Source organism: Streptomyces sp. SCA2-17 (assembly GCF_044336695.1).
In genome coordinates, this window is record NZ_CP117521.1 from 976,833 (window position 1) to 1,001,037 (window position 24,205).

The following is a 24,205-nucleotide window of genomic DNA, read 5'->3' on the forward strand; positions in this document are numbered from 1 at the left end:
AGCGGGCCCCGCGTGGCGGGGCCCGCTCCGTGCCGTTCAGGCGGTGCTGCGAGCGACCGGGTCAGTTCTGCCCGGCACGCGCGCGGCGGTAGATGACCGCGCCGCCGAGCAGCAGACCGGCGCTGGCGGCGCCGGCCATGCCCAGCTGGCCCGCGCCGGTGTGCGCGAGCTCGACGGCCTTGGCGGCCGGACCGGCGGCCATGGCCGGGGCGGCCATCGGGGCGCCCTTGTGGGCGTCCTTCACCGCGGGGGCGGGGATGTGAGCGGCATCCGTCCGCGCGGGCTTGTGCCCGGCGGGGGCGTGCTCGCCCGGCTTGTCCTGGCCCGGGGTGTGGCCGCCCGGCTTGTGACCGGCCGGCTTGTCGTGGTCCTTGGCCGGCGGCTTGTGGTCGCAGTCGTGCCCGCCGGGGTGGCCCGGGTGCGACGGCGGCTTGTGGGCCCCGTCGTGGTCACCGGGGTTGTGCGGGGGCTTGTGACCGGGGTGGCCGGGCCACTCGTGCCCGCCACCGCTCACGTTGGCGCAGTCGTTGCCGGTGGTGTGGTTGCCCACGCCGACGACGTTGACGCTGTTGCCGCAGGCGTTGACCGGCACGTCGACCGGCGCCTGGACGGTGTTGCCCGACAGCACGCCGGGCGAGTGGGCGGCGGAGCCCTGAGCGGCGGAACCGCCGTGCCCGTGGTTGCCACCGCCGTGGCCCTGACCGCCGTGACCCTGACCGCCGTGCCCGCCGCCGTTGGCGCACTGGTTGCCCGACGCGGGGTTGAGCGCCCCGATCACGTTCACCGTGTTGCCACAGGCGTTGACCGGCACGTGCACCGGGACCTGGACGGTGTTGCCGGAGGCCACACCGGGCGAGTTGACCGAGTGGCCCGAGGCGCCCGAGGACGCCTGGGCGTAACTGCCGGTCACGGCCGCGAGCACGCCGCTCGCCGCCGCTGCTGTGATCAGGCCCTTCTTGGTGACCTGTCGCATGAGTCCTGCCTCTCTGCTTGCGCTATACGGATACGCGCCAGCAATGGGGACAAAGTGCCCACTGCTCGCGCATCGAAAGCCCGGGCGGCCCCGGAGTGCACGCATGTCACTCCGAAGCCGCCCATGTCAGACCCTTACGGGTTGAGGCACGACGTCAGTCGTTGACGCAGGTGTTGCCGAACGTGGGGTTCAGCAGGCCCACGATGTTGACCGAGTTGCCGCAGGCGTTGACCGGGACGTGCACCGGGACCTGGATGACGTTGCCGGAGACCACGCCGGGCGAGTTCACGGCAGCCCCCTGGGCCTGTCCGTCCGCAGCGGCAAGGCCAGCACCCGCGAGCACGAGACCACCGGTAACGGCCGCGGAAGCGACGACCTTCTTGATCATGGATTCCTCCTTGTTGGCAATGCGGTCCCAGCCGCGGACCGCACACCTGTAACGACGAGGAGGTAATCGGGCTACGCAACCCTCGAATCATTCACTCGTTACGGTTAACTCGGCACAAACTTACGGAGTTTAGCCCCTGATTCAGCACTGATCGAGGAAGCGGTCGAGAACCCGTGCGCCGAACTTCAGCCCCTCCACGGGCACTCGTTCGTCCACCCCGTGGAACATGCCCGCGAAGTCCAGCTCCGGCGGCAGCTGCAGCGGCGCGAACCCGAAGCACCGGATGCCCAGGTCGTCGAAGGACTTCGCGTCCGTACCGCCCGAGAGCATGTACGGGACGGCGCGCGCGATCGGGTCCTCCGCCTTCAGCGCCGACTGCATCGCGTCGACCAGCTTGCCGTCGAAGCTCGTCTCCAGCGCCTTGTCCGCGTGCACGTCCTCGCGCTTGACCCGCGGCCCGAGGATGCGGTCGAGGTCGGCGAGGAACTCCTCCTCGTAGCCCGGCAGGAACCTTCCGTCCACGTGCGCCGTGGCCTGTCCCGGGATCACGTTGACCTTGTACCCGGCGCCGAGCATCGTCGGGGCCGCGGTGTTGCGCAGCGTGGTGCCGATCATCCGGGCGATGCCGCCGAGCTTGGTGAGCGTCGCCTCCATGTCCTCGGGGTCGAGCGGGGTGCCGAGCGCGTCGGAGAGCTCGTCGAGGAAGGACCGCACGGTCTTGGTCATCCGGACCGGGAACTCGTGCCGCCCGAGCCGGCCGACCGCCTCGCACAGCTCGGTGATCGCGTTGTCCTTGTTGGTCATCGAACCGTGGCCCGCGGTGCCGTCGACCGTGAGCCGCATCCAGTGCATGCCCTTCTGGGCCGTCTCGATCAGATAGAGCCGCAGGTTCTCGTTGACCGTGAAGGAGAAGCCGCCGACCTCACCGATCGCCTCCGTCACGCCGTCGAAGAGCCCGGGGTGCTTGTCGACCAGGTGCCGCGCGCCGTAGACGCCGCCGGCCTCCTCGTCCGCCAGGAAGGCGAGCACCACGTCGCGGGGCGGCTTGCGGCCGGTGCGCATCCGGTCGCGGACGACCGCGAGGGTCATCGCGTCCATGTCCTTCATGTCCACGGCGCCGCGGCCCCACAGGCACCCGTCCGCGATCTCGCCCGCGAAGGGGTGGTGGGTCCAGTCGGCGGCGTTGGCCGGCACGACGTCGGTGTGGCCGTGGATGAGCAGGGCGGGCCGCGAGGGGTCCTCGCCCTCGATCCGCGCCACGGTCGACGCGCGTCCCTTGTGGGACTCGAAGATCTGCGGTTCGAGCCCGACCTCGGCGAGCTTCTCCGCCACGTACTCGGCGGCGGCTCGCTCGCCGGGCCCGGAGTGGTCGCCGTAGTTGCTGGTGTCGATCCGGATCAGATCGCGGCAGAGGTCGACGACCTCGTCCTCGCCACCCCTGCCCGTCCCGGCCCCGGCCGGCTTCGACTCGCTCACGCTGCCTCCTCCTGGTTCGCTGCCGCGGCCCGCCCGCTGGGGCGGTCCGCGGCGTGGGTCCTCGGCCATCCTCTCTCTCCGCCCGCCGCAGCCCAAGGCCGCAATGCTCCCGACATCCGCCCGTCACACCCGCCCGCGCCGCCCCCACCGGCCACGTGATCGACCACCCCCAGATGTTTGGTATTGTTTTCCTCGTCGGAAGGGCAACGGCCCGGAAGACAAAACACCTGGTCCGGGTGGCGGAATGGCAGACGCGCTAGCTTGAGGTGCTAGTGCCCTTTATCGGGCGTGGGGGTTCAAGTCCCCCCTCGGACACCGGCGAGGAGCCCCAGCAATGCTGGGGCTCTTTTGTTATGCCTGCGGGCTTTGTCCCGTGCGTATTATCTGGCGGATGATCACTAACCAGTCCCGGCGCCGGGCGCCGGCGGGCTCCTCCGCACCCTGTCGCGTCACCGTCTGCCGCGGCTGCTGCTGCGGGGACGCGCGGAAGGTGCCGGGGGTCGACCACGCGGGGCAGATTCCGCGGCTGCGGGCGGCGTTGGGCGATGCCGCGCAGGTGCGGGCGTCCGAGTGCCTGGACGTGTGCGACCAGGCGAACGTGGTGGTCGTCCAGCCGTCGGCGGCGGGGCGGGCGGCCGGGGGCCGGCCCGTGTGGCTGGGGCTGGTCAACGACGACGACGCGCTCGCGGACATAGCCGCGTGGATCCGGGCCGGCGGGCCCGGGCTGGCGGAGCCGCCCGGGGTGCTGGACCTGTACGCGTTCACGGTGTCGCGGCGAGTGGGGAAGGCCGTGGAGGGGTAGCCCGCCCCTCCACCCCCTCCGGCTACCCGCGCTCGGCGGCCGCGGCCGCCTTCTCCAGCTGGAACGCCTCGTTCCCCAGGCCGATGCTGCCGTGCACCCCGGGTCGTACGTACTTGAGGACGATGCCGTAGCCGATGCCGGCGACGACGGCCGCGCCGATGGTGCCGGGCAGGATCCAGCGCAGGGGCGACCCGGGGTCCGCGCCGAGGAGGACGTCGAAGTCCTTGACCGCGTACCCGGCGATGACGAGGAGGGCGGCGCCGGCGACGCCGGACGCGACGAGGCGGGGCGCCTGGGTCCGCGCGGCGCCGCGCCGTACGAAGAAGGCGATGACCGCGGCGGACGCGGCGGCCATGAGCACGATGACGCCGAGCGCGCCCACGTTGCCGCTCCAGGTGAACAGGCGCAGGACGGGCGCGGTGGGGTCGCCGTGCGGGCGGCCGTCGGTCACGGCGAAGAGCAGGACGGCGATCAGCGAGACGGCGCTCTGGAGCAGGGAGCCGTAGGCGGGGGCGCCGCTCGCGCGGGAGGTGCGGCCGACGGCGGCGGGCAGCAGGCCCTCGCGGCCCATGGCGAAGGCGTAGCGGGCGACGACGTTGTGGAAGCTGAGCATGGCGGCGAACATGCCGGTCACGTAGAAGACGTGCATGACGTCGGTGAAGGTGCCGCCGAGCCGGTCCTCGGTGAGGCCGAAGAGGAGGTTCGGGCCCTGTTCCTGGGCGAGGCCGACGATGCGGCCGGGCCCGGCGGCGACGCTGAGGGCCCACGAGCTGACGGCGAAGAAGAGGGCGACGAAGCCGACGGCGAGGAAAGTGACGCGGGCGACGACGACGTTCGGGCGGCTGGTCTCCTCGGCGTAGACGGCGGCCTGTTCGAAGCCGACGAAGGCGGCGATGGTGAAGCAGAGGGCGGTGCCGAGCCCGCCGCCGCCGAGGGTGGCGGGGTCGAAGGCGTGCAGGGAGACGCCCTGCGGCCCGGGGCTCGCGATGCCCGCGATGTCGAACACGACGACCATCACGCACTCGATGAGCAGCAGCACGCCGAGGACCTTGGCGCTGAGGTCTATCTTCAGCCAGCCGAGGACGCCGACGACGAGGACGGCGGCGAGGGCGGGCACCCACCAGCCGACGGAGATGCCGAGGTGCTCGTCGAGCAGGCCGGAGAGTTCGTAGCCGAAGATGCCGTAGATGCCGAACTGCATGGGGCTGTAGGCGACGAGGGCGACGACGGAGGCGGCCGCGCCGGCGGTGCCGCCGAGGCCGCGGGCGATGTAGGCGTAGAAGGCGCCGGCGTTGTGGACGTGGCGGCTCATCTCGGCGTAGCCGAAGCTGAAGAGGGTCAGCACGACGCCGAGGATGACGAAGAGCAGGGGCTGCCCGACGATGGCCATCGTGCCGTACGTGGTGGGCATGACGCCGGCCGTCACCATGAGCGGGGCGCTGGCGGCGACGACCGACAGGAGCAGGCCGGCGAGCCCTATGCGGTCGGCGCGCAGGCGTCTCTCCTGGCCCTTGAACGTGCTGATCTCGCTCGTCGTGCCCGTCGTCATGGCGGGGTGGTCCTTCCCGTGGGGAGAGCGGGGACAGTGGTGCGGGGGGGGCGGGCCGCCGGGCGGGTCAGGCGGAGCCGAGGGCGGCGCGGCGCGCGTCCTGGAAGGCCCGGCCGGCGTCCCGGTCGGGATAGGACCAGGGCGCGCGGGTGGCGTGCGGTCCTATGCGGGTGAGCAGGGCCGCCGCCTCGGCGAGCCGGCCTTCGTGGAGCTTGGCGTGGGCGAGGTAGTTGAGGTCGACCTTGCGCCGGGGGTGGGCGCTGCCGGCGGAGGCGCCCGTCTGCTCGTCGTTCTCGTCTATGTCCCATTCGAGCCACCAGTCGAAGGCGGCTTTCATCACCTGGCGGGCGCGGCGGCTGGTCCAGTGGCCGGAGCGGGCGGGGTCGCGGGGTTCGAGGCCGGCGCGGGCGAGGACGCGGTAGCGCTCGGCGTGGGCGACGACGGGCAGGACGGCCAAGGGCGAGTCGGCGGGCGCCTGTTCGGCGGCCCAGGAGGCGAAGTCGTAGACCTCGTGCAGGGGGTCGTCGCGATCGCCCTCCTGGTGCTCGGCGAGGCAGGCGGCCATGAGGTGGTGGGCGTGGTGGTGGTCGCGGTGCCGGGCGCGGACCTGGTCGAAGGCGCGCACGCGCTCGTCGTCGGTGCCGGTGCGGCGGGCGAGGATGAGGACGGCGAGCCAGGGGGACGGGTCCGTGGGGGCCATCCTGGCCGCCACCAGGCACGCGGCGCGGGCCGCCTCGGGGCTGTCCTTGCCGCCCACGGCGCGGAAGACGGTGGCGCAGGCGAGGAGGGCGGCGGCGTCCGGGCTGTCGGGCTCGGCGAGCTGCCACTCGCGGGCCCAGGCCAGGCTCGCGGGCCCTTCGGCGAGGACGACGAGGCGGTGGCCGCGGCGGTCCCAGTCGTCGCCGGTCTCGGCGAGGAGATGGCGGGCCTCGGTCCAGCGGCCGCGGGCCAGCGCGTCACGGACCGTGGCGAGTTCGCCGTCGTCCAGGGCGGGGTCGAAGATCACTCCGTCCTTGCTCCGGGAGCGGGCAGACCGGGCCGCTCTCCCCAGGGGTGGCGGGGGCGTCATCTGCGGGCTTCCTCCACGGCGTACGTCCCCTCCGGCCGCCTGGTCGGGGCGTCCGCATGCATCCAGTCAGTCACGCACAGCAAAGCGGTAGTCACTACTCCGAGTCAAGACCCGATCTTGGGGCTGACATGACATCAACTCACCAGCAGTCAGTTCCGGTTACCGGGGTTCACTCCCCGGCACCGCGTCGGCCCATCAATTCGTACATCTAACCCGTGAACAACCGTTCGACAGAGGGTGGGGCACTCCCCGGAGGTGTCGACCGTTGGAGGGGATGGCCGCCCGAAAGAGGGGTACTCGGGCGTCACACCGCCCTCAAGGCGGCTATCGTTTTTCTGTCAAGTCCCCGACGACCGAATGGTCTTGAACCGAATGGTCTTGAGGTGCGCGACGTGATGGTCTTCGCCTTCGCCGTGAGCGCGGCCTGCTGCCTGGGCATCGGCTTCGTCCTCCAGCAGAACGCCGCGCAGCGGGCCCCGATGAGCGACTTCCTCTCCCTCCGGTTGCTGCTCGACCTCGTCCGGATGCCGCGCTGGCTGGCCGGCATCGGGATGATGGTCTGCGGCATGGTGCTCGGCGCGATCGCGCTGAGCCAGGGCGAGGTCTCGCTGGTCGAGCCCCTCCTCGCGACGAACCTGCTGTTCGCGATGGCCCTCTCCCGCTGGCAGACCCGCCAGCCGCTGGGCCGGTCGGGGTGGGGCGGGCTGTGGCTGCTGGCCGGCGGCGTCGCCGCCTTCATCGTCGCGGGCCGCCCGCACGGCGGCGCCACCGTCACCGACCCGCTGCGGCACTGGCTGATCATCGGCGTCATGGTGGGCGGCGCGCTCGCGCTGGCGGCGGCGTCGAAGCGGGCCCGGATGAGCATCGAGGCGCCGCTGCTGGCGGTGGCCGCCGGGATGCTCTACGGCGTGCAGGACGCCCTCACGCGCGTGAGCGGCGAGCGGCTGTCCCAGCACGGCTGGACGGCGTTCTTCCTGAGCTGGCAGCCGTACGGGGTGCTCGCGCTCGGTCTGACGGCGCTGCTGTTCGTGCAGAGCGCCTTCGAGACGGCCCCGCTGCGGATGTCCCTGCCCGCGCTGACGGCGGCGCAGCCGCTGGCCGGGATCGCCTGCGGGGTGGGGTTCCTCGGCGACCGGCTGGACACCTCGCCCGGGGCGCTGGCCTGGGAGGTCACCGGCCTGGTGGCCATCGTGATCGGCATCGTGCTGATCGGGCGGCATCCGGCGATGCCGTCGGGGACGGCGGAGGTGGACCGGATGCGCGATCTCCAGCCGCACTGAGCGGTTGCGTGGCGGCTCGCCCTCGCTGCTTTCATGGGCGCATGAGCAATCAGACACCGCAGCCCGCGGACGAGGTGCTGGACATCGTCGACGAGCAGGACCGGGTGGTGGGACGGGCCGCGCGCGGCGATGCGTACGCGCGGGGGCTGCGTCACCGCTGTGTGTTCGTCCTCGCCCGGGACGGCGAGGGGCGGATCTTCGTCCACCGGCGTACCGCCGGGAAGCTGGTCTTCCCCTCGCGCCACGACATGTTCGTGGGCGGGGTCGTCGGGGCGGGCGAGACGTACGACGAGGCGGCGCTGCGGGAGGCCGAGGAGGAGCTCGGCGTCTCGGGGCTGCCGGCGCCGGCGCCGCTGTTCCGGTTCCTCTACGAGGGGGAGGGCGGCTCGTGGTGGTCGGCGGTGTACGAGGTCCGGTGCGAGCTTCCGGTGCGGCCGCAGGTGTCGGAGGTCGCCTGGCACGGGTTCCTCTCCGAGGAGGAGCTGGAAGAACGCCTCGCCGAGTGGGACTGGGTCCCGGACGGATATGAGGCGTACCGGCGCCTGCGGGGGCGCGCCTGACCGGCGGTGCCGTTCGGGGCACAGCCGGGTGGGGCACCGCCGGGATCCGCCGTGGTGGCTGCTCGCCGCCGCGGCGGAGAAAAGTGCCGGTGACCCGGCCGAGTCGTCAGAGGCCGGCCCGGCACTGAGGTCCGGACCATGCCAGGAGCCGGCAACTCTGCAGCCGAGCACACATCCCCTCCGCCGCCACGGCGAGCAACCACCACGCGCCTGAACGGCGGTGCCCAACCCGGGCCACGCCCGGAGCGGCACCGCCGGGATCCGCCGTGGTAGTTGCTCGCCGCCACGGCGGAGAAAAGTGCCGGCACCGGCGGTCAGGCCGGGCCGGGCCCGGAGTGCGCGCGGGCGGTGGGGCCGCGGCTCGGCGCGTTAGTCGACCGTTACTACGATCTTGCCCCGGGTGTGGCCCTCTTCGCTGAGGCGGTGGGCTTCCGCCGTGCGAGCCAGGGGGAACGTCTTCGCCACCTCGACCGTGAGCTTGCCGTTTTCCGCCAGGTCGGCGAGGGCCGTGAGGTCGGAGTGGTCCGGGCGGACGAAGACGTAGCGGCCGCCGAGGCCGAGGACGGCCGGGTCGGCGACGGAGGCGAGCCGGCCGCCGTGGGCGAGCAGCCCGGGCGAGACCGTGAGCGCGTCCCCGCCGGCGAGGTCGAGCACGGAGTCGACGCCCTCCGGGGCCAGCGCCCGCACCCGCTCGGCGAGCCCGTCCCCGTACAGGACGGGCTCCGCGCCGAGGGAGCGCAGGTACTCGTGGTTGCGCTCACTGGCCGTGCCGATGACCCGCGCCCCGAAGTGCCGGGCGATCTGGACGGCCATGCTGCCGACGCCGCCGGACGCGGCGTGGATCAGCACGGTCTCGCCCTCCCACAGCCGGAGCGCCTTGACCAGGGCCTGGTAGGCGGTGAGCCCGGCCAGCGGCAGCCCCGCGGCCTGCTCGAAGGTGAGGTTCTTCGGCTTGCGCGCGAGGGTCCGTACGGGTGCCGCGACGTATTCGGCGAAGGTGCCGCGGGAGAGGAAGTCCTCGCGGACGTAGCCGATGACCTCGTCGCCCTCGGCGAATTCCGTGGCGTCGGCGCCGGGCCGGACCACGACGCCCGCGACGTCCCAGCCGGGGATGACGGGGAAGACCGCGTCGAGGGCGGGGTCGAGGTAGCCGGCGCGGGCCTTCCAGTCGACGGGGTTGACCGCGGCGGCCTTGACCTTGATCAGGACGGAGTCGGGGCCGACCTTGGGGTTCGGCCGCTCGCCGTATTCGAGGACCTCGGGCCCGCCGTAGGTCCGGTAGCTGATGGCCTTCATGGGTGGTGCTCCTCGCGGGGGGGGTGTCGGGCGTGCGCGTCAGGCGCCGGCGGGTGCGGTCTCAGCGTCCGCCGTGGCGGCGTGGTCCGCCACTTCGGCGTGCCGGGCGTGGATCTTCCGCAGGCCGAGCCCGGCGACGAAGGCGACCAGCAGGAACGCCGTGCCGGCGATGACGAAGGTCAGCGTGAACTGGCTCTCGGCAGGCAGCTTCGGCGCGCCCGGCGGCAGGTGTTCCAGGCTCTTGGAGGCGAGCGCCGTGGTGATCATGGCGCTGCCGATGGCGCTGCCCGTGGAGCGGGAGATGGAGTTGATGCCGTTGGCGATGCCGGTCTGCCGGGGCGGGACGCTGGCGACGATCACGGCGGGCATGGCGGCGTAGCCGAAGCTGATCGCGGCGCCGACGAACATCCCGGCGGCGATCACGGAGACCGTGTGCTCGTGGTCGAGCGCGATCCACACGAAGCCGGCGGTGCCGATGAGGGAGGCGAGCAGCAGGACCAGGCGGGGGCCCTTGTGGCGGACGAGCTGGCCGCCGACCGGGGCGGCGAGCAGCGACACGATGGTGCTGGGCAGCAGGTACTCGACGGAGGCGCGCAGCACGCTGGCGGAGAACCCGTATCCGGCGATCTTCTCCGGCATCTGGACGAGGTAGGACACGCCGATGAAGAGGGCGAAGGAGCCGAAGCCGACGAGGAGGCCGGCGATGTTGGCGAAGAGCACCGGGCGGTGGGCGAACATCTTCATGTCGACCAGCGGCTCGCGCACCTTGCGCTCGACGAGCGTCCAGACAGCGGCCATCACGACGGCGCCGGCGAAGCAGCCGATCGTACGGGCGGAGGACCAGCCCCACTCGTGGCCCTGGGTGATGGGCAGCAGGAGCAGGACGAGGGTGGCGGCCAGGGTCAGCGCGCCGAGGACGTCGGTGCGGCCGCCGGTGGTCTCGCGGGTGGCGGGGACCAGGAAGACGACGGCGAGGAGCGCGAGCGCGGCGAGGCCGGTGGCCAGCCAGAAGGCGCTGCGGTAGTCGGGGTTGTCGCCGGAGGTCAGCAGGCCGGTGGCGACGAGGGCGAGGCCGCTGCCGAAGGCGAGGGTGCCGCTGACCATGGCCATGGCGCCGGGCAGCTTCGCGGGGCGGACCTCCTCGCGCAGCACGGAGAGCGCGAGCGGGAAGATCGCGGTGGCGGCGCCCTGGAGGACCCGGCCGACGATCAGCCACAGCAGGGAGTGGGTGACGGCGGCGAGGACGGAGCCGGCGACCATGACGATCAGCACGGCGACCAGGGTCTTCTTCTTGCCGTGCTGGTCGCCGAAGCGGCCGAGGAGCGGGGTGAAGACGGCGGCGGAGAGCAGGGTCGCGGTGGTGACCCAGCTGACGTTGGCGGAGCTGGTCTCCAGGTCGCTCTGGATGAGGCCGAGGATCGGGACGACCAGGGTCTGCATCATCGACACGACCATGGCGGCGAGGCTCAGGGCGAAGACGATGACCGTCTCGTTGCGCGGAGAGGCCGGTGCAGCGGCCGGTGAGGAGGTCAAGGGGAGTCCTTCTTGTTACTTCACGACATTGATGCTTGAGATCGTCAAGCAACTCGGACCACGGTAGGCCGGAATACTTCAGGTAGTCAAGTTAATGTTTTATTACCTCAACCTCTTGAGTACACTCGAGGCATGACCGCCACCGCACCCCGGACCCCGACCAAGGCCCAGCTCCTGGAGCTCGTGGCGGCGCTCGGCACCGCCCAGTGGCAGGACTTCGCCGCCGCCGCTTCCCGGCACGGCCTCACGTCCGTCCAGGCCAAGCTCCTCGCCCAGCTCAAGGGCCCCGTCCCCATGCGCAAGCTCGCCACCCTGCTGGTGTGCGACGCCTCCAACGTCACGGGCATCGTGGACCGCCTGGAGGCCCGCGGCCTGGTGCGCCGCGAGCCGGACCCCGCCGACCGCCGCGTGAAGAACGTCGTCGCCACCGACGAGGGCCACGAGACCATCCGCCGCGTCCGCGCCGAGATGCAGGCCACCCACAGCGCGCTCGACGCCCTCGACGAGGAGGAGCGCACCACGCTGTACGGGCTCCTGGAGCGCCTGCGCCCCGGCATGGAGCACCGCGGCTGACGGGCCCGGAGCACCGTGGCCGGCCCTTTCCGTGCCGCCTCCCCGTCGCCCGTATTCTGACGGGCAGTCCGTTCCGCGCACCCCGCGCGGAGGCAAGGGGAGGTCTTCCATGTGCAGCACGAGCCCGGTCGCGCCCGTCGGAGCGGAGCAGGCCGAGCCCTACACCGTCGACGTCGCCCCCGGTGTCACGGCCTTCGTCCAGCCCGACGGCGGCTGGTGCCTGAACAACGCGGGGATCGTGACCGGCGGCGGCCGGACGGCGCTGATCGACACCACGGCCACCGTCCGCCGGGCGCGGCTGCTGCGCGACGCCGTCACGGACGCGGGCGCGCCCCTGCCCTCCACGATCGTCAACACGCACCACCACGGCGACCACACCTACGGCAACTGCGTCTTCCCCGAGGCGACGGTCGTCGGCCACCAGGAGTGCCGCCGCCAGACCCTCGACGCCGGCCTGCAACTGCACGGCATCTGGCCCGGGGTCGAGTACGGGGACGTCCGGATCACGCCCGCCGAGGTCACGTACACCGACACCCTCGCGCTGCACGTGGGCGACACCGAGATCCGGCTGATCCACCCGGGCCCGGCGCACACCACCGGTGACACCATCGCCTGGCTGCCCGAGCAGCGCGTCGTCTTCACCGGTGACCTCGTCTTCAACGGCGGCACCCCGTTCCTCCTCATGGGCTCCCTCGCGGGCTCGCTGCACTCCCTGAAGGTCCTGCGCGAACTGGACGCCGAGACGGTCGTGCCCGGCCACGGCCCGGTCACCGACCCCGGCGCGTACGACGTCCTGGAGCGCTACTTCCACTGGCTGCAGGACCTGGCCCGTACGGAACACGCCGCCGGCCGCACTCCCCTGGAGGCCGCCCGCGCCGCCGACCTCGGCGAGTTCGCGGCCCTCCACGAGAGCGAACGCCTGGTCGCCAACCTCCACCGCGCCTACGCCGAACTGGAGGGCCGCCCCCTGGGGGAGCCCCTCGACCTGCCGGCCGCCGTCGGCGACATGATGACGATGAACGGCGGCCGCCTGATGGTCTGCCACGCGTGATCCGGCGCCCGGGCACCCGGCGTCCGGCGCGCTCTGGACGGCATACCGACCGGTCGGCATGATGGCCTGCGGACGTGGTGGTCAACTCCCCTGACGAGGAGCGTGCGATGAGCAAGGGCAATCCCCCCGGACTCGATCCGGAGCGGCTGCGGGCCTGTCTGGACCGGGAGCTTCCCGGGCTCGTGCGGGGGCCGCTGGCCGCCGAGTTGATCGAAGGGGGGCGGTCCAACCTCACGTACGCCGTCAGTGACGGCACGGGCCGGTGGGTGGTGCGCCGGCCGCCGCTCGGGCACGTCCTGGCCACCGCGCACGACATGCGGCGCGAGCACCGGGTGATCAGTGCACTGCACCGGACGGCCGCGGTGCCGGTGCCGGGGACGCTGCTGCTGTGCGAGGACGAGAGCGTGCTCGGGGCGCCGTTCTACGTGATGGAGTTCGTGGAGGGGACGCCGTACCGGACGGCGGCGCAGCTCGCGGAGATCGGCCCGGAGCGCACCCGGAAGGTCGTGCTGGGGCTCGCCGACACGCTCGTACGGCTGCATGCCGTCGATCCGGAGGCGGCCCAGCTCGCGGACTTCGGGCGGCCCGACGGCTTCCTGGAGCGGCAGCTGCGGCGCTGGGGCAAGCAGCTGGAGGCGTCCCGCAACCGCGAGCTGCCCGGCATCGACGCGCTGCACTCCGCCCTGGCCGCGGCGCTGCCCGCCTCCCCCGCCGCCACGGTCGTGCACGGCGACTACCGGCTCGACAACGTCCTGATCGGCGCGGACGACACGGTCGCCGCCGTCCTCGACTGGGAGATGTCCACGCTCGGCGACCCGCTCACCGACCTCGGCCTGCTGGTGATGTACAGCGAGCAGGAGCCCGTCCCCGGCTCCCCCATCAGCACGACGCGCGACGCCCCGGGGCACCCCGGCCCGGCCGAGATCGTCGACCGCTACGCCGCCGCGTCCGGCCGCGACGTCTCCGCCCTCCCCTGGTACACGGCGTTCGCCTACTTCAAGCTCGCCGTGATCCTGGAGGGCATCCACTACCGCTACACCCTCGGGCAGACCGTCGGCGCGGGCTTCGACCGCATCGGGCAGCTCGTCCCGCGCTTCATCGACAACGGACTCACCACCCTGCGGAAGGGCTGACCGGCCATGGACTTCGCATTCGACGCCCGCACCGAGGAACTGCGCGGGCGGCTGCTCGCGTTCATGGACGAGCACGTGTACCCGGCGGAGGCCGTCGCCGAGGAGCAGCGCGCCGGGCTGACCGACCCGTGGACCGCGCCGCCGGTCGTCGCCGAGCTCCAGGCGGAGGCGCGGCGGCAGGGGTTGTGGAACCTCTTCCTTCCTGATGAGGAGTACGGCGCCGGGCTGACCAACCTCCAGTACGCCCCGCTCGCCGAGATCACCGCCCGCAGCCCGCAGCTGGCCCCCACCGCCCTCAACTGCGCCGCCCCCGACACCGGGAACATGGAGCTGCTCGCCCAGTTCGGCAGCGAGGAGCAGCGCAAGCGCTGGCTGGAGCCGCTGCTCGACGGCCGGATCCGGTCGGCGTTCGCGATGACCGAGCCGGATGTCGCCTCCTCCGACGCGACGAACATCGGGACCCGCATCGAGCGCGACGGCGACGCGTACGTCATCACCGGCCGCAAGTGGTACATCTCCGGTGCCATGAACCCTGCTTGCGAGATCTTCGTCGTGATGGGGAAGACCGATCCGGACGGCGCCGACCCGCGGCGCCAGCAGTCGATGGTGCTGGTCCCGCGGGACACACCCGGCCTGGAGGTCCGGCGCGCCATGCGGGTCTACGGCTACGAGGACCACTACCACGGCGGCCACGCCGAGATCGTCCTGGACCGCGTACGGGTGCCGGTGGCGAACCTCGTCGGCGAGGAGGGCGGCGGCTTCGCGATCGCCCAGGCGCGCCTCGGCCCCGGCCGCATCCACCACTGCATGCGGCTGATCGGGATGGCCGAGCGGGCGATCGAGCTGATGTGCCGGCGCGCCCTGGACCGTACGGCCTTCGGCAAGCCGCTGGCCGGGCAGGGCGTCGTGCAGCAGTGGATCGCCGACTCGCGCGTGGCGGTGGAGCAGTTGAGGCTGCTGGTGCTCAAGACCGCGTGGCTGATGGACACCGTGGGCAACCGCGGCGCGCACACCGAGATCCAGGCCATCAAGATCGCCACTCCGCGGACGGTCGTGGACATCCTCGACAAGGCCGTCCAGCTGCACGGGGCGGGCGGCGTGAGCCAGGACTTCCCGCTGGCGGAGCTGTGGGCCGCGGCGCGGACGCTGCGGCTGGCGGACGGGCCGGACGAGGTGCACCAGCGGTCACTGGCGCGGCGGGAGCTGCGGCAGTATCGCTAGCCTTCCGGCCGGCGGGCCGGGTGGTGGCCCGCCCCTGCCGGGCCCTGGGCAGGCTTGGTTCTTTGCGGACCGGGAAGCCATGTAAAGAGCCATCAGGCCAAGGCCCAAGGCCATTAAGGGGGACACCATGCGGCTGGGAGGTCTGCCGTTCGCCGCTGCCGCGCTCACCGGCACCGTCGCGCTCTACATGGCGCTCGTCGCCTTCGGGAACATCACCGACTTCGGGACGAACCAGGAGTTCGTGCGGCACGTCCTGGCGATGGACACGACGTTCCGGGACGACGACCTGATGTGGCGGTCCATCACGGACCGTACGCTCCAGGACATCGCCTACCTCGCGATCATCATCTGGGAGGTGCTGGCCGCGGTCGTGCTCGTGGGGGCAACGGTCCTGTGGGTGCGCGGCTTCACGAGCCGCGGCGCGGGCTTCCGGCGCGCGCGGCGCGTGAGCACGCTGGGGCTGGTGATGGTCCTGCTGCTGTTCGGCGCGGGCTTCATCGCGATCGGCGGCGAGTGGTTCGCCATGTGGCAGTCCCAGAAGTGGAACGGCTTGCAGGCCGCGGAGCGGAACTTCCTGCTGGCCGGGTTCGTGCTCGTGCTGATCCACCTGCCGTCTCCGCAGTGGCACTCGGAGGGCTGACGGCCCGGGCGGCCCGAGGACCGGCAGGGCCGCCCGGAGCCGCCTCCTACACCTCCGCGCCCGAGAAGACCACGAGCGACCGCCCGCCCCGCCCCGCGAGCATCGCCTCGAACGCGTCGGCTATCCCGTCGAGGCCGATCCGCGCCGTCACCAGGGCGGACAGGTCGAAGCGGCCCGCGCGCACGTGCTCGGCGATCACGGGCAGGTCCTTCGCCGGGTCGCTGTTGCCGTAGACGCAGCCCGAGAGCGTGCGGCCGAAGTGGAAGAGCTCCAGCGCGGAGAACGTCACCTGCTGGTCCATCCCGCCGATGCCGACGACCGTCGTCCGGCCGCCCTTGCGCGTCGACGACCAGGCCGTACGGATCGCGTCCGCCCGTCCCGCGCACTCGATGGCGACGTCCGCGCCCCAGCCGCCGGTGAGCTTGCGGACCACCTTGGCCGTGTCCGCGCCGGCGACGACGAAGTGGGTGGCGCCGGCGGCCCGGGCCAGCGCCTCCTTCTCCGGGGAGACGTCCACGGCCACGATCGTGCCCGCGCCGGCGATCCGCGCGGACTGCAAGGTGGCCAGCCCGACGCCGCCGACGCCGTAGACCGCGACGGACTCGCCCGCGCGGACCCGCGCGGAGTGGTGGACCGCGCCGTAGCCGGTGAGCACCGCACAGCCCAGCAGCGCCGCTTCGACCGGCGGGATCCCCACGGGCAGCGGAATGGCCGCATCCGCGCGGACGACGGTCTCCTCCGCGAACACGGCCGTGCCGAGGCCCGGGTAGAGCGCGCTGCCGTCGGCGGCGAGGCTCGCGTACGGCATGGCGGCGGCCGCGGCGGAGCCCGCGCACAGCCAGGGCTCGCCGAGCCCGCAGAAGTGGCAGCCGCCGCAGGAGGGCGCCCAGTTGAGGACGACCAGGTCGCCCGGCACCACGTGCGTGACCCCTTCGCCGACCGCGGTGACCCGGCCCGCGCCCTCGTGCCCGAGGACGGCGGGCACGGGCTGGCGCAGCGTGCCGTTGGACAAGGAGAGGTCGGAGTGGCACACCCCGGCGGCGGCGAGGCGGATCCGCACCTGCCCGGGGCCGGGCGCGGGCAGGACGATCTCTTCTATCCGGAGCGGAGCACCCACGGCGGGCAGTACGGCGGCGCGGACCATGCCATTCCTCTCGACGGTGGGGCGATGCGGCGATGCGGTGCAGAGGCGGAGGCGGGAGCGGAAGCGGAAGCGAAAGCGGAAGGCGTCAGAACTGGAGCGACTTCGTCTGGAGGTACTCCCCCAGCCCGTGGACGCCCAGCTCGCGCCCGACGCCCGACTCCTTGTAGCCGCCGAAGGGCGCCAGGATGTTGAACCCGCCGCCGTTGATCTCCACTTGGCCGGCGTCCAGCCGGCGGGCGAAGGCGGCGGCCGTCTCCTGGTCGGCGGCCCAGACCGCGGCGGCGAGGCCGTAGACCGTGCCGTTGGCGATCCGGGCGGCCTCGTCCTCGTCCTCGTACTTGATGAAGGAGAGCACGGGGCCGAAGATCTCCTCCTGGGCGATGGTCATCTCCGGCGTGACGTCGGCGAAGACGGTCGGGGTGACGTAGTAGCCCTTGTCGAGGCCCTCGGGGGGCGTCGCGCCGCCGGCGACGAGGCGTGCGCCCTCCTCGACGCCCTTGTCGATGTAGCCGCGCACGCGCGCGTGCTGCTTGGCGTTGACGAGCGGGCCGACCCGGACGCCGTCCTGCGCGGGGTCGCCGGGCGCGAAGTCGGCGACCGCGGCGGCGGCGAGGGCGACGGCCTCCTCGTAGACGTCGGCGTGGACGAGCGTACGGGTGAGGGCGTTGCAGGACTGGCCGGTGTTGCGGCAGACGTCGGCGACGTTCGCGGCAACGGCCTTGGCGAGGTCGGCGCCGGGCAGGATGACGCTGGCGGACTTGCCACCCAGCTCCAGGGCGACGCGCTTGACGGCCGCGCCGGCCAGCGCGCCGATCCGCTTGCCCACGGCCGTGGAGCCGGTGAAGGAGACGAGGTCGACGCCGGGGTGCTCGGCGAGCGCCTGGCCGGCCACCGGCCCGAGGCCGGTGACGAGGTTGAAGACGCCCGCGGGGATCCCGGCCGCGTCCACGCACTCGGCGAAGAGCTGCGCGGTCAGCGGGGTGTCCTCGGCGGGCTTGAGGACGATCGTGCAGCCCGCGGCCAGCGCGGGGGCGACCTTGTTCACGACCTGGTGGAGCGGGTAGTTCCAGGGCGTGATGGCGGCGACGACGCCCACGGGCTCGTGGAGGACGGTCGAATTGCCGATCCGCTCCTCGAAGGGGTGGCTCGCGGCGAGCTCGGCGTACGAGCCGGCGACGGCGATCGGCAGCCCCGTCTGGACCCGCTGGGCGAAGCCCTTGGGCGAGCCGAGCTCGGCCGTGATCGTGGCGGCGATCTCGTCCTTGCGGGCGGCGAGCGCGTCGCGCAGGGCGGCGATGTACTCGCCGCGCCGCGCGGGCGGCGTGGCCGCCCAGCCGGGCAGGGCCGCGCGGGCCGCCCGGACGGCCGCGTCGACGTCCCGGGCGTCACCGGCCGGGACGGTGCCGACGACCTGCTCGTCGGCCGGGTTCACGACGTCGATCGTGCCGGTGCCCTCGGCGGGGCGCCAGGCTCCGTCGATGTACATGCCGTCGTGCGCGCTCACGGGTCGTCTCCTCGCGAAAGCGGAACCGGAGGGAAGGCTCCGGGTCCCGGATCGGGAAAGCTGCTGACAGCTTCGGATAACTGCGGAAAACCCCACGCTAGCGCCGCGCGCACCGGCCGTACCAGAGTGCGCCCCACGCGGCGGTGTGGCCGTCGTCTCAATGCCGGGAGCCACCGGTCACGTAAGGTCTGTTCGTGCCGCAGATTTCGTACACGCTCCAGGAACTGACCGTCGGCCAGCTGTCCGCGCGCAGCGGCGCGGCGGTCTCGGCGCTGCACTTCTACGAGACCAAGGGTCTGATCAGCAGCCGCCGCACCTCGGGCAACCAGCGCCGCTACGACCGTGACGCCCTGCGCCGCGTGGCCTTCATCCGGGCCGCGCAGCGGGTCGGCATCCCGCTGGCCACGATCCGGGAGGCGCTCTCGGAGCTGCCGGACGAGCGCACCCCGAACCACGAGGACTGGGCCCGGCTGTCCGAGACGTGGCGCGGCGAGCTGGAGCAGCGCATCAAGCAGCTGACCCGGCTGCGGGACCACCTGGACGACTGCATCGGCTGCGGCTGCCTGTCGCTGGACACCTGCGCGCTGTCCAACCCCGACGACCGCAACGGCCTGCGGGGCGCGGGCTCGCGCCTGCTGGTCGAGCGCTGACCGAGCCGGGCGCCGGCGAACACCGCTCCCCGGGCGCCCGCCCTCACCACATGCCCGGCCGCCGCCCCGCCCACGGCCGGGCCTCCTCCAGCTGGGCGGAGAGCGCGATGAGGCCGGCCTCGTCGCCGTAGCGGCCGCCGAGCATGATCCCGACGGGCAGGCCCTCGGGCGTCCAGTGCAGCGGCACGCTCACGGCGGGCCGGCCGGTCGCGTTGTAGAGCGGGCAGAACGGCGTGAAGGCGGCGAGGTCCGCGAACTCCCGCGCCGGGTCGTCGTCGTTGCGCAGCCCGCCGACGGGCAGCGGGGGCCGGGCGAGGGTGGGCGACAGGAGCACGTCGTAGCCGGTGCCCGGCGCTTGCAGGACGTCGTCGACGAGCTGGGCGATCCCGCGCATCTGCCGCAGGGCGGCGGCGAACTCCGTGCCGGTGACCCGGGCGCCGCGCTCGCGCAGGTGGCGGGTGAGGGGCAGCAGGAGCTTCTCGCCGCCCGGCGGTACGGGCGGGAGCGTCGCGGTCACCTCCCAGACGGTGATGAAGGCCCGCGCGAGGGACTCGTCGCCGGGGAGCGTCAGTTCCTCCACGTCGTGGCCGAGCTCCCGCAGCAGGTCCGCCGCCTCCTGCGCGGCGCGCCGGCACTCGGGGTGCACCTCCACGCCCGGAACGGGCGCCTCCGTGAGGTGGGCGACGCGCAGCCGGCCCGGGGCGCGCCGGGCGTGCTCCGCGAAGGTCTCGCCGGGCGGGAGCGCGGGCGCCGCGTACGGGTCGCCGGGCATCGGCCCCGCGAGGACGTCGAGGAGCGCGGCGGCGTCCGCGACCGTACGGGCGAGGGGCCCGTGGGTCACCAGGCCGGTCACGTCGTGCAGGAGCGGGCCGCCGCTCACCCGGCCGCGGCTGGGCTTGATGCCGAACAGGCCGCACGCGGACGCCGGGATGCGGATGGAGCCGCCGCCGTCGCCGCCGTGCGCGAGCGGCGCGAGGCCCGCGGCGACCGCGGCCGCCGCCCCGCCGCTCGACCCGCCGGCCGAGCGGCCGAGGTCCCAGGGGGTGCGGGCGGGCGGCACGAGGGCGTTCTCGGTGTGCGAGGACAGGCCGAATTCGGGCGTGCTGGTCTTGCCCAGCAGGATCGTGCCGGCCTCCCGCAGCCGCACCACGACGTGGTCGTCCATCGTGGCGACGTTGCCGGCGTAGGCGGCCGAGCCCATCGTGCAGCGCACGCCGGCGACCTGGCTGAGGTCCTTGACCGGGACGGGCACGCCGTGCAGCGGCGGCAGCGCGCGGCCCTCGCGCCGGGCGGCCGAGGCCGCGCTCTCGGCGTCGGCCGCCTGCTTGCGCGCCGTCTCGGGGGTGACGGTGACGAACGCCCCGACGGTGGCGTCCAGCCGTCCGATGCGCTCCAGGTAGTGCTCGGTCAGCTCGACGGGCGAGACCTCTCCCGCCCGCACCGCCGCCCCCTGCTCCAACGCGGTCAGATCGTGCAACTGCGCCATGCCGTCCGCCTCTTCTCGCACACCGGTGGGCCGTGCGCTGCATCCTCGCACCACCACCGGACGGCGGACACCCCCCTTTCCCGGCCTCCTGCGGATCACTTCCGCCACGCCGCGGCCTCGCTCACACCGCCGCGTAACGGTCCTCCAGCACCCGGCGGCGGGCCGACGCCAGCGCCCCCGCGGTGAGTACGGGCGCGGGCACGACGATGCCGCAGTCCGCGCAGACGGGGCCCTGCGCGGGGCAGCGGTCCAGGTCGGGGCGCCACTCCAGATGGTCCTGCGAGCAGACGGGGCAGACGTTCCCGGGCTCGGCCTCCATGGCGGCGATCACCCGGCGCAGCACGTCGGAGAGCCGTTCGGCCGGGTAGACGTCGGGGCTCACGCAGGGCACGATGTCACAGCCGCCCCAGGTGTTGCGGTGCCATGCGTCGACGGCGGCGGGCTGCCGGATGCCGTCGTGCTTCTCGCGCTTGCGGCGGTCGGCGAAGGACGCCTCGTAGGCCAGCCAGACCGCGCGGGCCTCCTCCAGCTCGCTCAGGGCGACGACCAGGCGGGCCGGGTCGGGGGCCCGGTCGGCCGGGGCGATCCCGGCCAGGTCGCACAGGTGGTGCCAGGTCGCCCGGTGCCCGTACGGGGCGAAGCGCTCGAGGCACTTGCGCAGGGAGGTCCGCCGCAAGGCGATGGTGTTCCGTGGATTGCGCACCTCTCGTGCGAGTGCTCTGAAACCTGCCACTGCATCCCACCTCCGACAGCGCGGACTCGGATCGACATGGAAGGGACGTAACTCATCGCCATTCGGATCCCTCGGCCGCGGTGTGCGGCCGACTCCGCTCTGCTACCCCGAAGTCGCGCCGGGATGTGGGGACGGGTTCATCAGGCTCGGTTCAGTCGCCCGGTCCGGCCGGCTCGGCCCGGTCCGGTGGCCTCCTTCACGGCCCGGCCGGCAGGACCCGGCCGGCGTGGAGGATGACGCGGGCCAGTTCCTCGTGGCAGATGTCGCTGTGGGCGCCCGACGGGGGGCCGCCGCGGGCGACGACCGACGAGACGTCCACGCTCACGCACCCTTCGGCGGGCAGGCCGCCGCGCAGCGCCGCGTCCAGGGCGATCCGGGCGCAGGGGTCCACGGCCCGGAGGCCGTCGTGGCCGACGGCGCCCCACCGGCCGTCGTCGAGGCCGAGACCGCCGAGAACACTGCTGTCCTCGCGGGACGTCATGGACGCGAGGGGATAGAGGGTGCCCAGCGCGGAGTCGTGGCGCGAGTGGCAGGCCACCAGCGGTCCGCGGATCCGCCGGTGCAGCCCGTCGAGCGCCCCGCCGCGGCCGGTGTCGAACGGCAGGCGGGACGAGAAGGCGTAGTGCGAGAAGGCGCCCTGGAGGAGGGTCACGCTGCTCAGGGCGGTGCCGCCGTCGGGCAGGCCGCGCAGCGCGTAGGACACGAGGCGGGCGCCGAAGCTGTGCCCTGCCAGGTGGACGCGCAGCCCGGTGGCGGATTCGGCGAGCAGGGCGAGCGCGGGCCCGAGGCCCTTCTCGCCGACGGTGCCCGCGCGCCGCTTCATCGTGTAGTACGACATCTGCCGGAGCACTTCGAGGGCGCCGCCCCACAGCCGCTTCAGGGCTCCGCCGAGGAAGGCGGGCGGCAGGGCGCCCATCCGGTCGAGGGCGGCGGCGAAGCTCTCGCACACCTGCCGGGCGTCGCCCGTGAGCAGGTACGAGGCGTCCCCCTCGTCGGGCCCTTCGGCGGCTTCCCCGGCCCCGAGGCCCTGCGGCTGCGCGGGGGCGAGGCCGCGGACGAGGGAGACGAACTCCTCCAGGCGCGCGGGGTCATCGGACTGCTCCGCGGCCAGCTCCGCGAGCCGGTCCATCACGGCCCGCTCGCACGGCAGGATCCTGACCAGGGCCTCGCGGGTGGCGGCGTCGAGGGCGGGCGGGGCGGGGGGCGCCTCGGGGGCCGCCGACGGGAAGTCGGGGACGGCCTCGCCCGGGAAGCGCATGGACGGCCAGATCACGCCCGCGTAGCCCATGCGGACGCCGGGGGCGCGGGCGACCAGGCCGGGGAAGGGTGCGTAGAAGCGGGAGTAGAGGTCCGTGGCCATCGGCCTGTCGTTGTTCCACCCGTGGGCGAACACCACCAGATCGGTGAGGCCTTCGCTCACGGCGCCGCGTATCAGGGCGTCGCGCTCGCCCGCGTCGGCGTCCCCGCCGGCGTCGAACGTGAGCTCCCAGTAAGGTTCCGCGCTCATGCCGGACATGGCATTCCCCCTCGGCAGCGGCCCGATGCGGGCGCATCGTCCCGCTGCCGGGGAGGACTGTCCAGGCTCCTGTCACGCGGTTCACGCTTCCGTGTCCTGGAACCGTGCGCACCGCGGATCAGGGCATCGTCAGGGGGTCAGGAGTTCGGCCGCCCGGATGCGGTGGACGTGGATGAGGAGGTCGTACGAGCGGCCGAGCGCGGTCATGTACTCCGGCTCCGGGTAGGCGGTGCCGATGTTGCGGGTCGGCCGGGCGGCGGCCAGCCAGTCCTTCGCGGCGCGGGGCGCGGTGCGCATGTCCAGCAGCCAGGCCGGGCGGTGGGCCACCTGGTCGAGGGTGTGCTCGTTGCTGCCGGGCGCGGCGGGGCCGAGCGTGACGGGCTTCGTGCGCCCCTCGTCGTCGACGGTGTTGAAGGAGCCCTCCGAGAAGGTGAGCCGGACGTTGACGTACGCGCTGCCGAGCCGGTCGCGCAGGAACGCGCCCTGCATCTTCGGGTACTGCGCCGGGTTGTCGCTCACGTAGGAGACGTGGGCGTTGTGCGCGGACAGGAGGATCTTCTGCCCGGTGTGCCGCTGCCACCAGACGGTGTTGTCGGCCATGACCCGGTCGCGGTAGCGCATGCAGTCGGCGACGCCCTTGGGATCGTCGAGGTCGTAGGTGTACATCCCGGCGACCTGGGCGACGGCGCGCGCGTCCTGCACGGCGCTGTCGAAGGCGCGGTGGTCGGAGCCACTGTGGCCGCCGCCGGGGTGCTGCCCGGCCAGCAGGTCGAGGGCCTGCCGGGCCCGGTCGGCGTTCGCGCGCCGCTCGGCGAGCGGCTGCTTCAGGAGCGCCTGCATGGTGTCCTTGACGCTCGTGCCGGGCTCGGGGCGCTGCCCGCGGTACAGCTCGGCGAGGCGGGGCAGGAGCGCGGGGTGGTGCTCACGGGCGTAGCCGGTCACCCGGTCGAAGAGCTCCGGTCCGGCGTAGGCGGCGTCGTTGCCCAGGAACTGCACCTTGCGCGCGTGGTGGGCGTTGTAGTCGCGCATCCAGGTGAACAGGTCGAGGTACTCGCGGGTGTTCCACAGCTGGTACGCGTCCTGGAACTCCTCCTGCATGATCTTCCGCAGGTCGCCCTTGCCGTGCAGCACGTAGTCGTTGATGCGCAGGCCCGCGCTCCAGTTCGCCTCCAGGGCGAAGGCCGTGAAGCCCTTCTCCTCTACGAGGTAGCGGAAGATGCGGTGCTTGTTGGTGAAGAACTCGTGCGAGCTGTGCGTGGCCTCCCCGACGCCGACGACCTCGGCGTCGCCGATCATGGCGCCGAGCGGGCGCAGGTCCGCGACGCTGCCGCCCGGCTCGGTGGTGCGCAGGGGGTGGGCGGCGGAGGCGAGGGCCGCCACGGCGTCCGCGGGGCGGGCCTGCGCCCGCTGCACGAGGACGGGTGTCCAGGAGAGGGCGCACACGAGCAGGGTGAGCAGCAGGGCGGCGGGAAGGCCGGTGCGCCGGCGGCGGCGCTGGGGGGTCATGCGGGGCACTCCTCGGGGTCGGACCGTGTCGGTGGGCCGTGCGTCGGTGGCCCGTTCCACGATTCCCGGCGCGGCCCTGCGGGACCATCCGATGCGCCCCCGGGGACGGGGTGGGGACAGCC

22 protein-coding genes and 1 tRNA gene are annotated in these 24,205 nt (G+C 73.2%); 10 read left to right on the forward strand and 13 right to left on the reverse strand.

What is annotated here, in order from left to right; genetic code table 11:
* Positions 1-61: 61 nt before the first annotated feature.
* The 3 genes from PS271_RS04340 to PS271_RS04350 all read right to left on the reverse strand — a co-directional run bounded on the left by PS271_RS04340 (position 62) and on the right by PS271_RS04350 (position 2,837).
* A complete protein-coding gene (locus tag PS271_RS04340) occupies positions 62-973 on the reverse strand; it encodes a chaplin (protein ID WP_398380240.1) in 912 nt (303 codons plus the stop codon).
* 154 nt (positions 974-1,127) lie between these two features.
* Positions 1,128-1,361 carry a chaplin gene (locus PS271_RS04345; RefSeq protein ID WP_398380241.1) on the reverse strand — a complete coding sequence of 78 codons (234 nt, stop codon included), beginning with the start codon at positions 1,359-1,361 and terminating at the stop codon, positions 1,128-1,130.
* A 141-nt stretch (positions 1,362-1,502) separates the two neighbouring features.
* Positions 1,503-2,837 carry a M20/M25/M40 family metallo-hydrolase gene (locus PS271_RS04350; protein WP_398380242.1) on the reverse strand — a complete coding sequence of 445 codons (1,335 nt, stop codon included), beginning with the start codon at positions 2,835-2,837 and terminating at the stop codon, positions 1,503-1,505.
* Between the two features lie 230 nt (positions 2,838-3,067).
* Between PS271_RS04350 and PS271_RS04355 the strand changes: the two genes are divergently transcribed.
* Both PS271_RS04355 and PS271_RS04360 read left to right on the forward strand, forming a co-directional pair.
* Positions 3,068-3,152, forward strand: a tRNA-Leu gene (locus tag PS271_RS04355).
* Positions 3,153-3,228: 76 nt separating this feature from the next.
* Positions 3,229-3,639, forward strand: coding sequence for a (2Fe-2S) ferredoxin domain-containing protein (locus tag PS271_RS04360; protein WP_398380243.1), 411 nt, complete (start codon positions 3,229-3,231; stop codon positions 3,637-3,639).
* A gap of 22 nt (positions 3,640-3,661) precedes the next feature.
* On the opposite strand, the gene PS271_RS04365 is transcribed toward PS271_RS04360, so the two are convergent.
* Both PS271_RS04365 and PS271_RS04370 read right to left on the reverse strand, forming a co-directional pair.
* Positions 3,662-5,188, reverse strand: a complete 1,527-nt coding sequence (locus PS271_RS04365) for an APC family permease (protein ID WP_398380244.1) — start codon at positions 5,186-5,188, stop codon at positions 3,662-3,664.
* Positions 5,189-5,255: 67 nt separating this feature from the next.
* A complete protein-coding gene (locus PS271_RS04370; RefSeq protein WP_398380245.1) occupies positions 5,256-6,257 on the reverse strand; it encodes a hypothetical protein in 1,002 nt (333 codons plus the stop codon).
* A 395-nt stretch (positions 6,258-6,652) separates the two neighbouring features.
* Here PS271_RS04370 and PS271_RS04375 point away from each other — a divergent pair, with 395 nt between their 5' ends.
* Together PS271_RS04375 and PS271_RS04380 are read left to right on the forward strand one after the other, a co-directional pair.
* Positions 6,653-7,537, forward strand: coding sequence for a DMT family transporter (locus tag PS271_RS04375; protein ID WP_398386667.1), 885 nt, complete (start codon positions 6,653-6,655; stop codon positions 7,535-7,537).
* Between the two features lie 41 nt (positions 7,538-7,578).
* A complete protein-coding gene (locus PS271_RS04380; protein WP_398380247.1) occupies positions 7,579-8,097 on the forward strand; it encodes an NUDIX domain-containing protein in 519 nt (172 codons plus the stop codon).
* Positions 8,098-8,466: 369 nt separating this feature from the next.
* On the opposite strand, the gene PS271_RS04385 is transcribed toward PS271_RS04380, so the two are convergent.
* The gene (locus tag PS271_RS04385; RefSeq protein ID WP_398380249.1) at positions 8,467-9,393 is read right to left on the reverse strand and encodes an NADP-dependent oxidoreductase; all 927 of its coding nucleotides are present in this window, start codon (positions 9,391-9,393) and stop codon (positions 8,467-8,469) included.
* 39 nt (positions 9,394-9,432) lie between these two features.
* A complete protein-coding gene (locus PS271_RS04390; RefSeq protein WP_398380251.1) occupies positions 9,433-10,926 on the reverse strand; it encodes an MFS transporter in 1,494 nt (497 codons plus the stop codon).
* Between the two features lie 132 nt (positions 10,927-11,058).
* On the opposite strand from PS271_RS04390, the gene PS271_RS04395 reads away from it, so the two are divergent.
* The 5 genes from PS271_RS04395 (at position 11,059) to PS271_RS04415 (ending at position 15,544) form a co-directional block, all read left to right on the forward strand.
* The gene (locus PS271_RS04395; RefSeq protein ID WP_120757830.1) at positions 11,059-11,499 is read left to right on the forward strand and encodes a MarR family winged helix-turn-helix transcriptional regulator; all 441 of its coding nucleotides are present in this window, start codon (positions 11,059-11,061) and stop codon (positions 11,497-11,499) included.
* A gap of 109 nt (positions 11,500-11,608) precedes the next feature.
* Positions 11,609-12,550, forward strand: coding sequence for an MBL fold metallo-hydrolase (locus tag PS271_RS04400; RefSeq protein ID WP_398380253.1), 942 nt, complete (start codon positions 11,609-11,611; stop codon positions 12,548-12,550).
* A 107-nt stretch (positions 12,551-12,657) separates the two neighbouring features.
* On the forward strand, positions 12,658-13,683 hold the full coding sequence (locus PS271_RS04405) for a phosphotransferase family protein (RefSeq protein ID WP_398380254.1): 1,026 nt from the start codon (positions 12,658-12,660) through the stop codon (positions 13,681-13,683).
* Positions 13,684-13,689: 6 nt separating this feature from the next.
* Positions 13,690-14,904, forward strand: coding sequence for an acyl-CoA dehydrogenase family protein (locus PS271_RS04410; RefSeq protein ID WP_398380256.1), 1,215 nt, complete (start codon positions 13,690-13,692; stop codon positions 14,902-14,904).
* Positions 14,905-15,031: 127 nt separating this feature from the next.
* Complete coding sequence (locus PS271_RS04415) at positions 15,032-15,544, forward strand: DUF2165 domain-containing protein (RefSeq protein WP_398380257.1); 513 nt, start codon at positions 15,032-15,034, stop codon at positions 15,542-15,544.
* 46 nt (positions 15,545-15,590) lie between these two features.
* Here PS271_RS04415 and PS271_RS04420 read toward each other — a convergent pair whose 3' ends face one another.
* Positions 15,591-16,688: a Zn-dependent alcohol dehydrogenase gene (locus PS271_RS04420; protein ID WP_398380258.1), complete on the reverse strand. Its 1,098-nt coding sequence runs from the start codon at positions 16,686-16,688 to the stop codon at positions 15,591-15,593.
* Between the two features lie 85 nt (positions 16,689-16,773).
* The gene (locus tag PS271_RS04425) at positions 16,774-18,192 is read right to left on the reverse strand and encodes an aldehyde dehydrogenase family protein (RefSeq protein ID WP_398380260.1); all 1,419 of its coding nucleotides are present in this window, start codon (positions 18,190-18,192) and stop codon (positions 16,774-16,776) included.
* A gap of 194 nt (positions 18,193-18,386) precedes the next feature.
* Here PS271_RS04425 and soxR point away from each other — a divergent pair, with 194 nt between their 5' ends.
* Positions 18,387-18,842, forward strand: a complete 456-nt coding sequence (gene soxR / locus PS271_RS04430; protein ID WP_120757838.1) for a redox-sensitive transcriptional activator SoxR — start codon at positions 18,387-18,389, stop codon at positions 18,840-18,842.
* Positions 18,843-18,885: 43 nt separating this feature from the next.
* Here soxR and PS271_RS04435 read toward each other — a convergent pair whose 3' ends face one another.
* The 4 genes from PS271_RS04435 to PS271_RS04450 form a co-directional block, all read right to left on the reverse strand.
* The gene (locus PS271_RS04435) at positions 18,886-20,328 is read right to left on the reverse strand and encodes an amidase (RefSeq protein ID WP_398380261.1); all 1,443 of its coding nucleotides are present in this window, start codon (positions 20,326-20,328) and stop codon (positions 18,886-18,888) included.
* A 121-nt stretch (positions 20,329-20,449) separates the two neighbouring features.
* Positions 20,450-21,061, reverse strand: a complete 612-nt coding sequence (locus PS271_RS04440) for a hypothetical protein (protein ID WP_398380263.1) — start codon at positions 21,059-21,061, stop codon at positions 20,450-20,452.
* Between the two features lie 196 nt (positions 21,062-21,257).
* Positions 21,258-22,568, reverse strand: coding sequence for a serine-threonine protein kinase (locus PS271_RS04445; RefSeq protein WP_398380264.1), 1,311 nt, complete (start codon positions 22,566-22,568; stop codon positions 21,258-21,260).
* Positions 22,569-22,706: 138 nt separating this feature from the next.
* Positions 22,707-24,083: an erythromycin esterase family protein gene (locus PS271_RS04450; protein ID WP_398380265.1), complete on the reverse strand. Its 1,377-nt coding sequence runs from the start codon at positions 24,081-24,083 to the stop codon at positions 22,707-22,709.
* Between the last annotated feature and the right edge of the window lie 122 nt (positions 24,084-24,205).

Excerpts from the sequence above, each read along its gene's own strand:
- PS271_RS04450 (WP_398380265.1), bottom strand. The coding sequence starts at position 24,083 with ATGACCCCCCAGCGCCGCCGCCGGCGCACCGGCCTTCCCGCCGCCCTG.
- PS271_RS04395 (WP_120757830.1), top strand. The coding sequence starts at position 11,059 with ATGACCGCCACCGCACCCCGGACCCCGACCAAGGCCCAGCTCCTGGAG.
- PS271_RS04375 (WP_398386667.1), top strand. The coding sequence starts at position 6,653 with ATGGTCTTCGCCTTCGCCGTGAGCGCGGCCTGCTGCCTGGGCATCGGC.
- PS271_RS04445 (WP_398380264.1), bottom strand. The coding sequence starts at position 22,568 with ATGAGCGCGGAACCTTACTGGGAGCTCACGTTCGACGCCGGCGGGGAC.
- PS271_RS04380 (WP_398380247.1), top strand. The coding sequence starts at position 7,579 with ATGAGCAATCAGACACCGCAGCCCGCGGACGAGGTGCTGGACATCGTC.
- PS271_RS04340 (WP_398380240.1), bottom strand. The coding sequence starts at position 973 with ATGCGACAGGTCACCAAGAAGGGCCTGATCACAGCAGCGGCGGCGAGC.
- PS271_RS04370 (WP_398380245.1), bottom strand. The coding sequence starts at position 6,257 with ATGACGCCCCCGCCACCCCTGGGGAGAGCGGCCCGGTCTGCCCGCTCC.
- PS271_RS04365 (WP_398380244.1), bottom strand. The coding sequence starts at position 5,188 with ATGACGACGGGCACGACGAGCGAGATCAGCACGTTCAAGGGCCAGGAG.
- PS271_RS04345 (WP_398380241.1), bottom strand. The coding sequence starts at position 1,361 with ATGATCAAGAAGGTCGTCGCTTCCGCGGCCGTTACCGGTGGTCTCGTG.
- PS271_RS04435 (WP_398380261.1), bottom strand. The coding sequence starts at position 20,328 with ATGGCGCAGTTGCACGATCTGACCGCGTTGGAGCAGGGGGCGGCGGTG.
- PS271_RS04420 (WP_398380258.1), bottom strand. The coding sequence starts at position 16,688 with ATGGTCCGCGCCGCCGTACTGCCCGCCGTGGGTGCTCCGCTCCGGATA.
- PS271_RS04360 (WP_398380243.1), top strand. The coding sequence starts at position 3,229 with ATGATCACTAACCAGTCCCGGCGCCGGGCGCCGGCGGGCTCCTCCGCA.
- PS271_RS04410 (WP_398380256.1), top strand. The coding sequence starts at position 13,690 with ATGGACTTCGCATTCGACGCCCGCACCGAGGAACTGCGCGGGCGGCTG.
- PS271_RS04415 (WP_398380257.1), top strand. The coding sequence starts at position 15,032 with ATGCGGCTGGGAGGTCTGCCGTTCGCCGCTGCCGCGCTCACCGGCACC.
- PS271_RS04400 (WP_398380253.1), top strand. The coding sequence starts at position 11,609 with ATGTGCAGCACGAGCCCGGTCGCGCCCGTCGGAGCGGAGCAGGCCGAG.
- PS271_RS04385 (WP_398380249.1), bottom strand. The coding sequence starts at position 9,393 with ATGAAGGCCATCAGCTACCGGACCTACGGCGGGCCCGAGGTCCTCGAA.
- PS271_RS04405 (WP_398380254.1), top strand. The coding sequence starts at position 12,658 with ATGAGCAAGGGCAATCCCCCCGGACTCGATCCGGAGCGGCTGCGGGCC.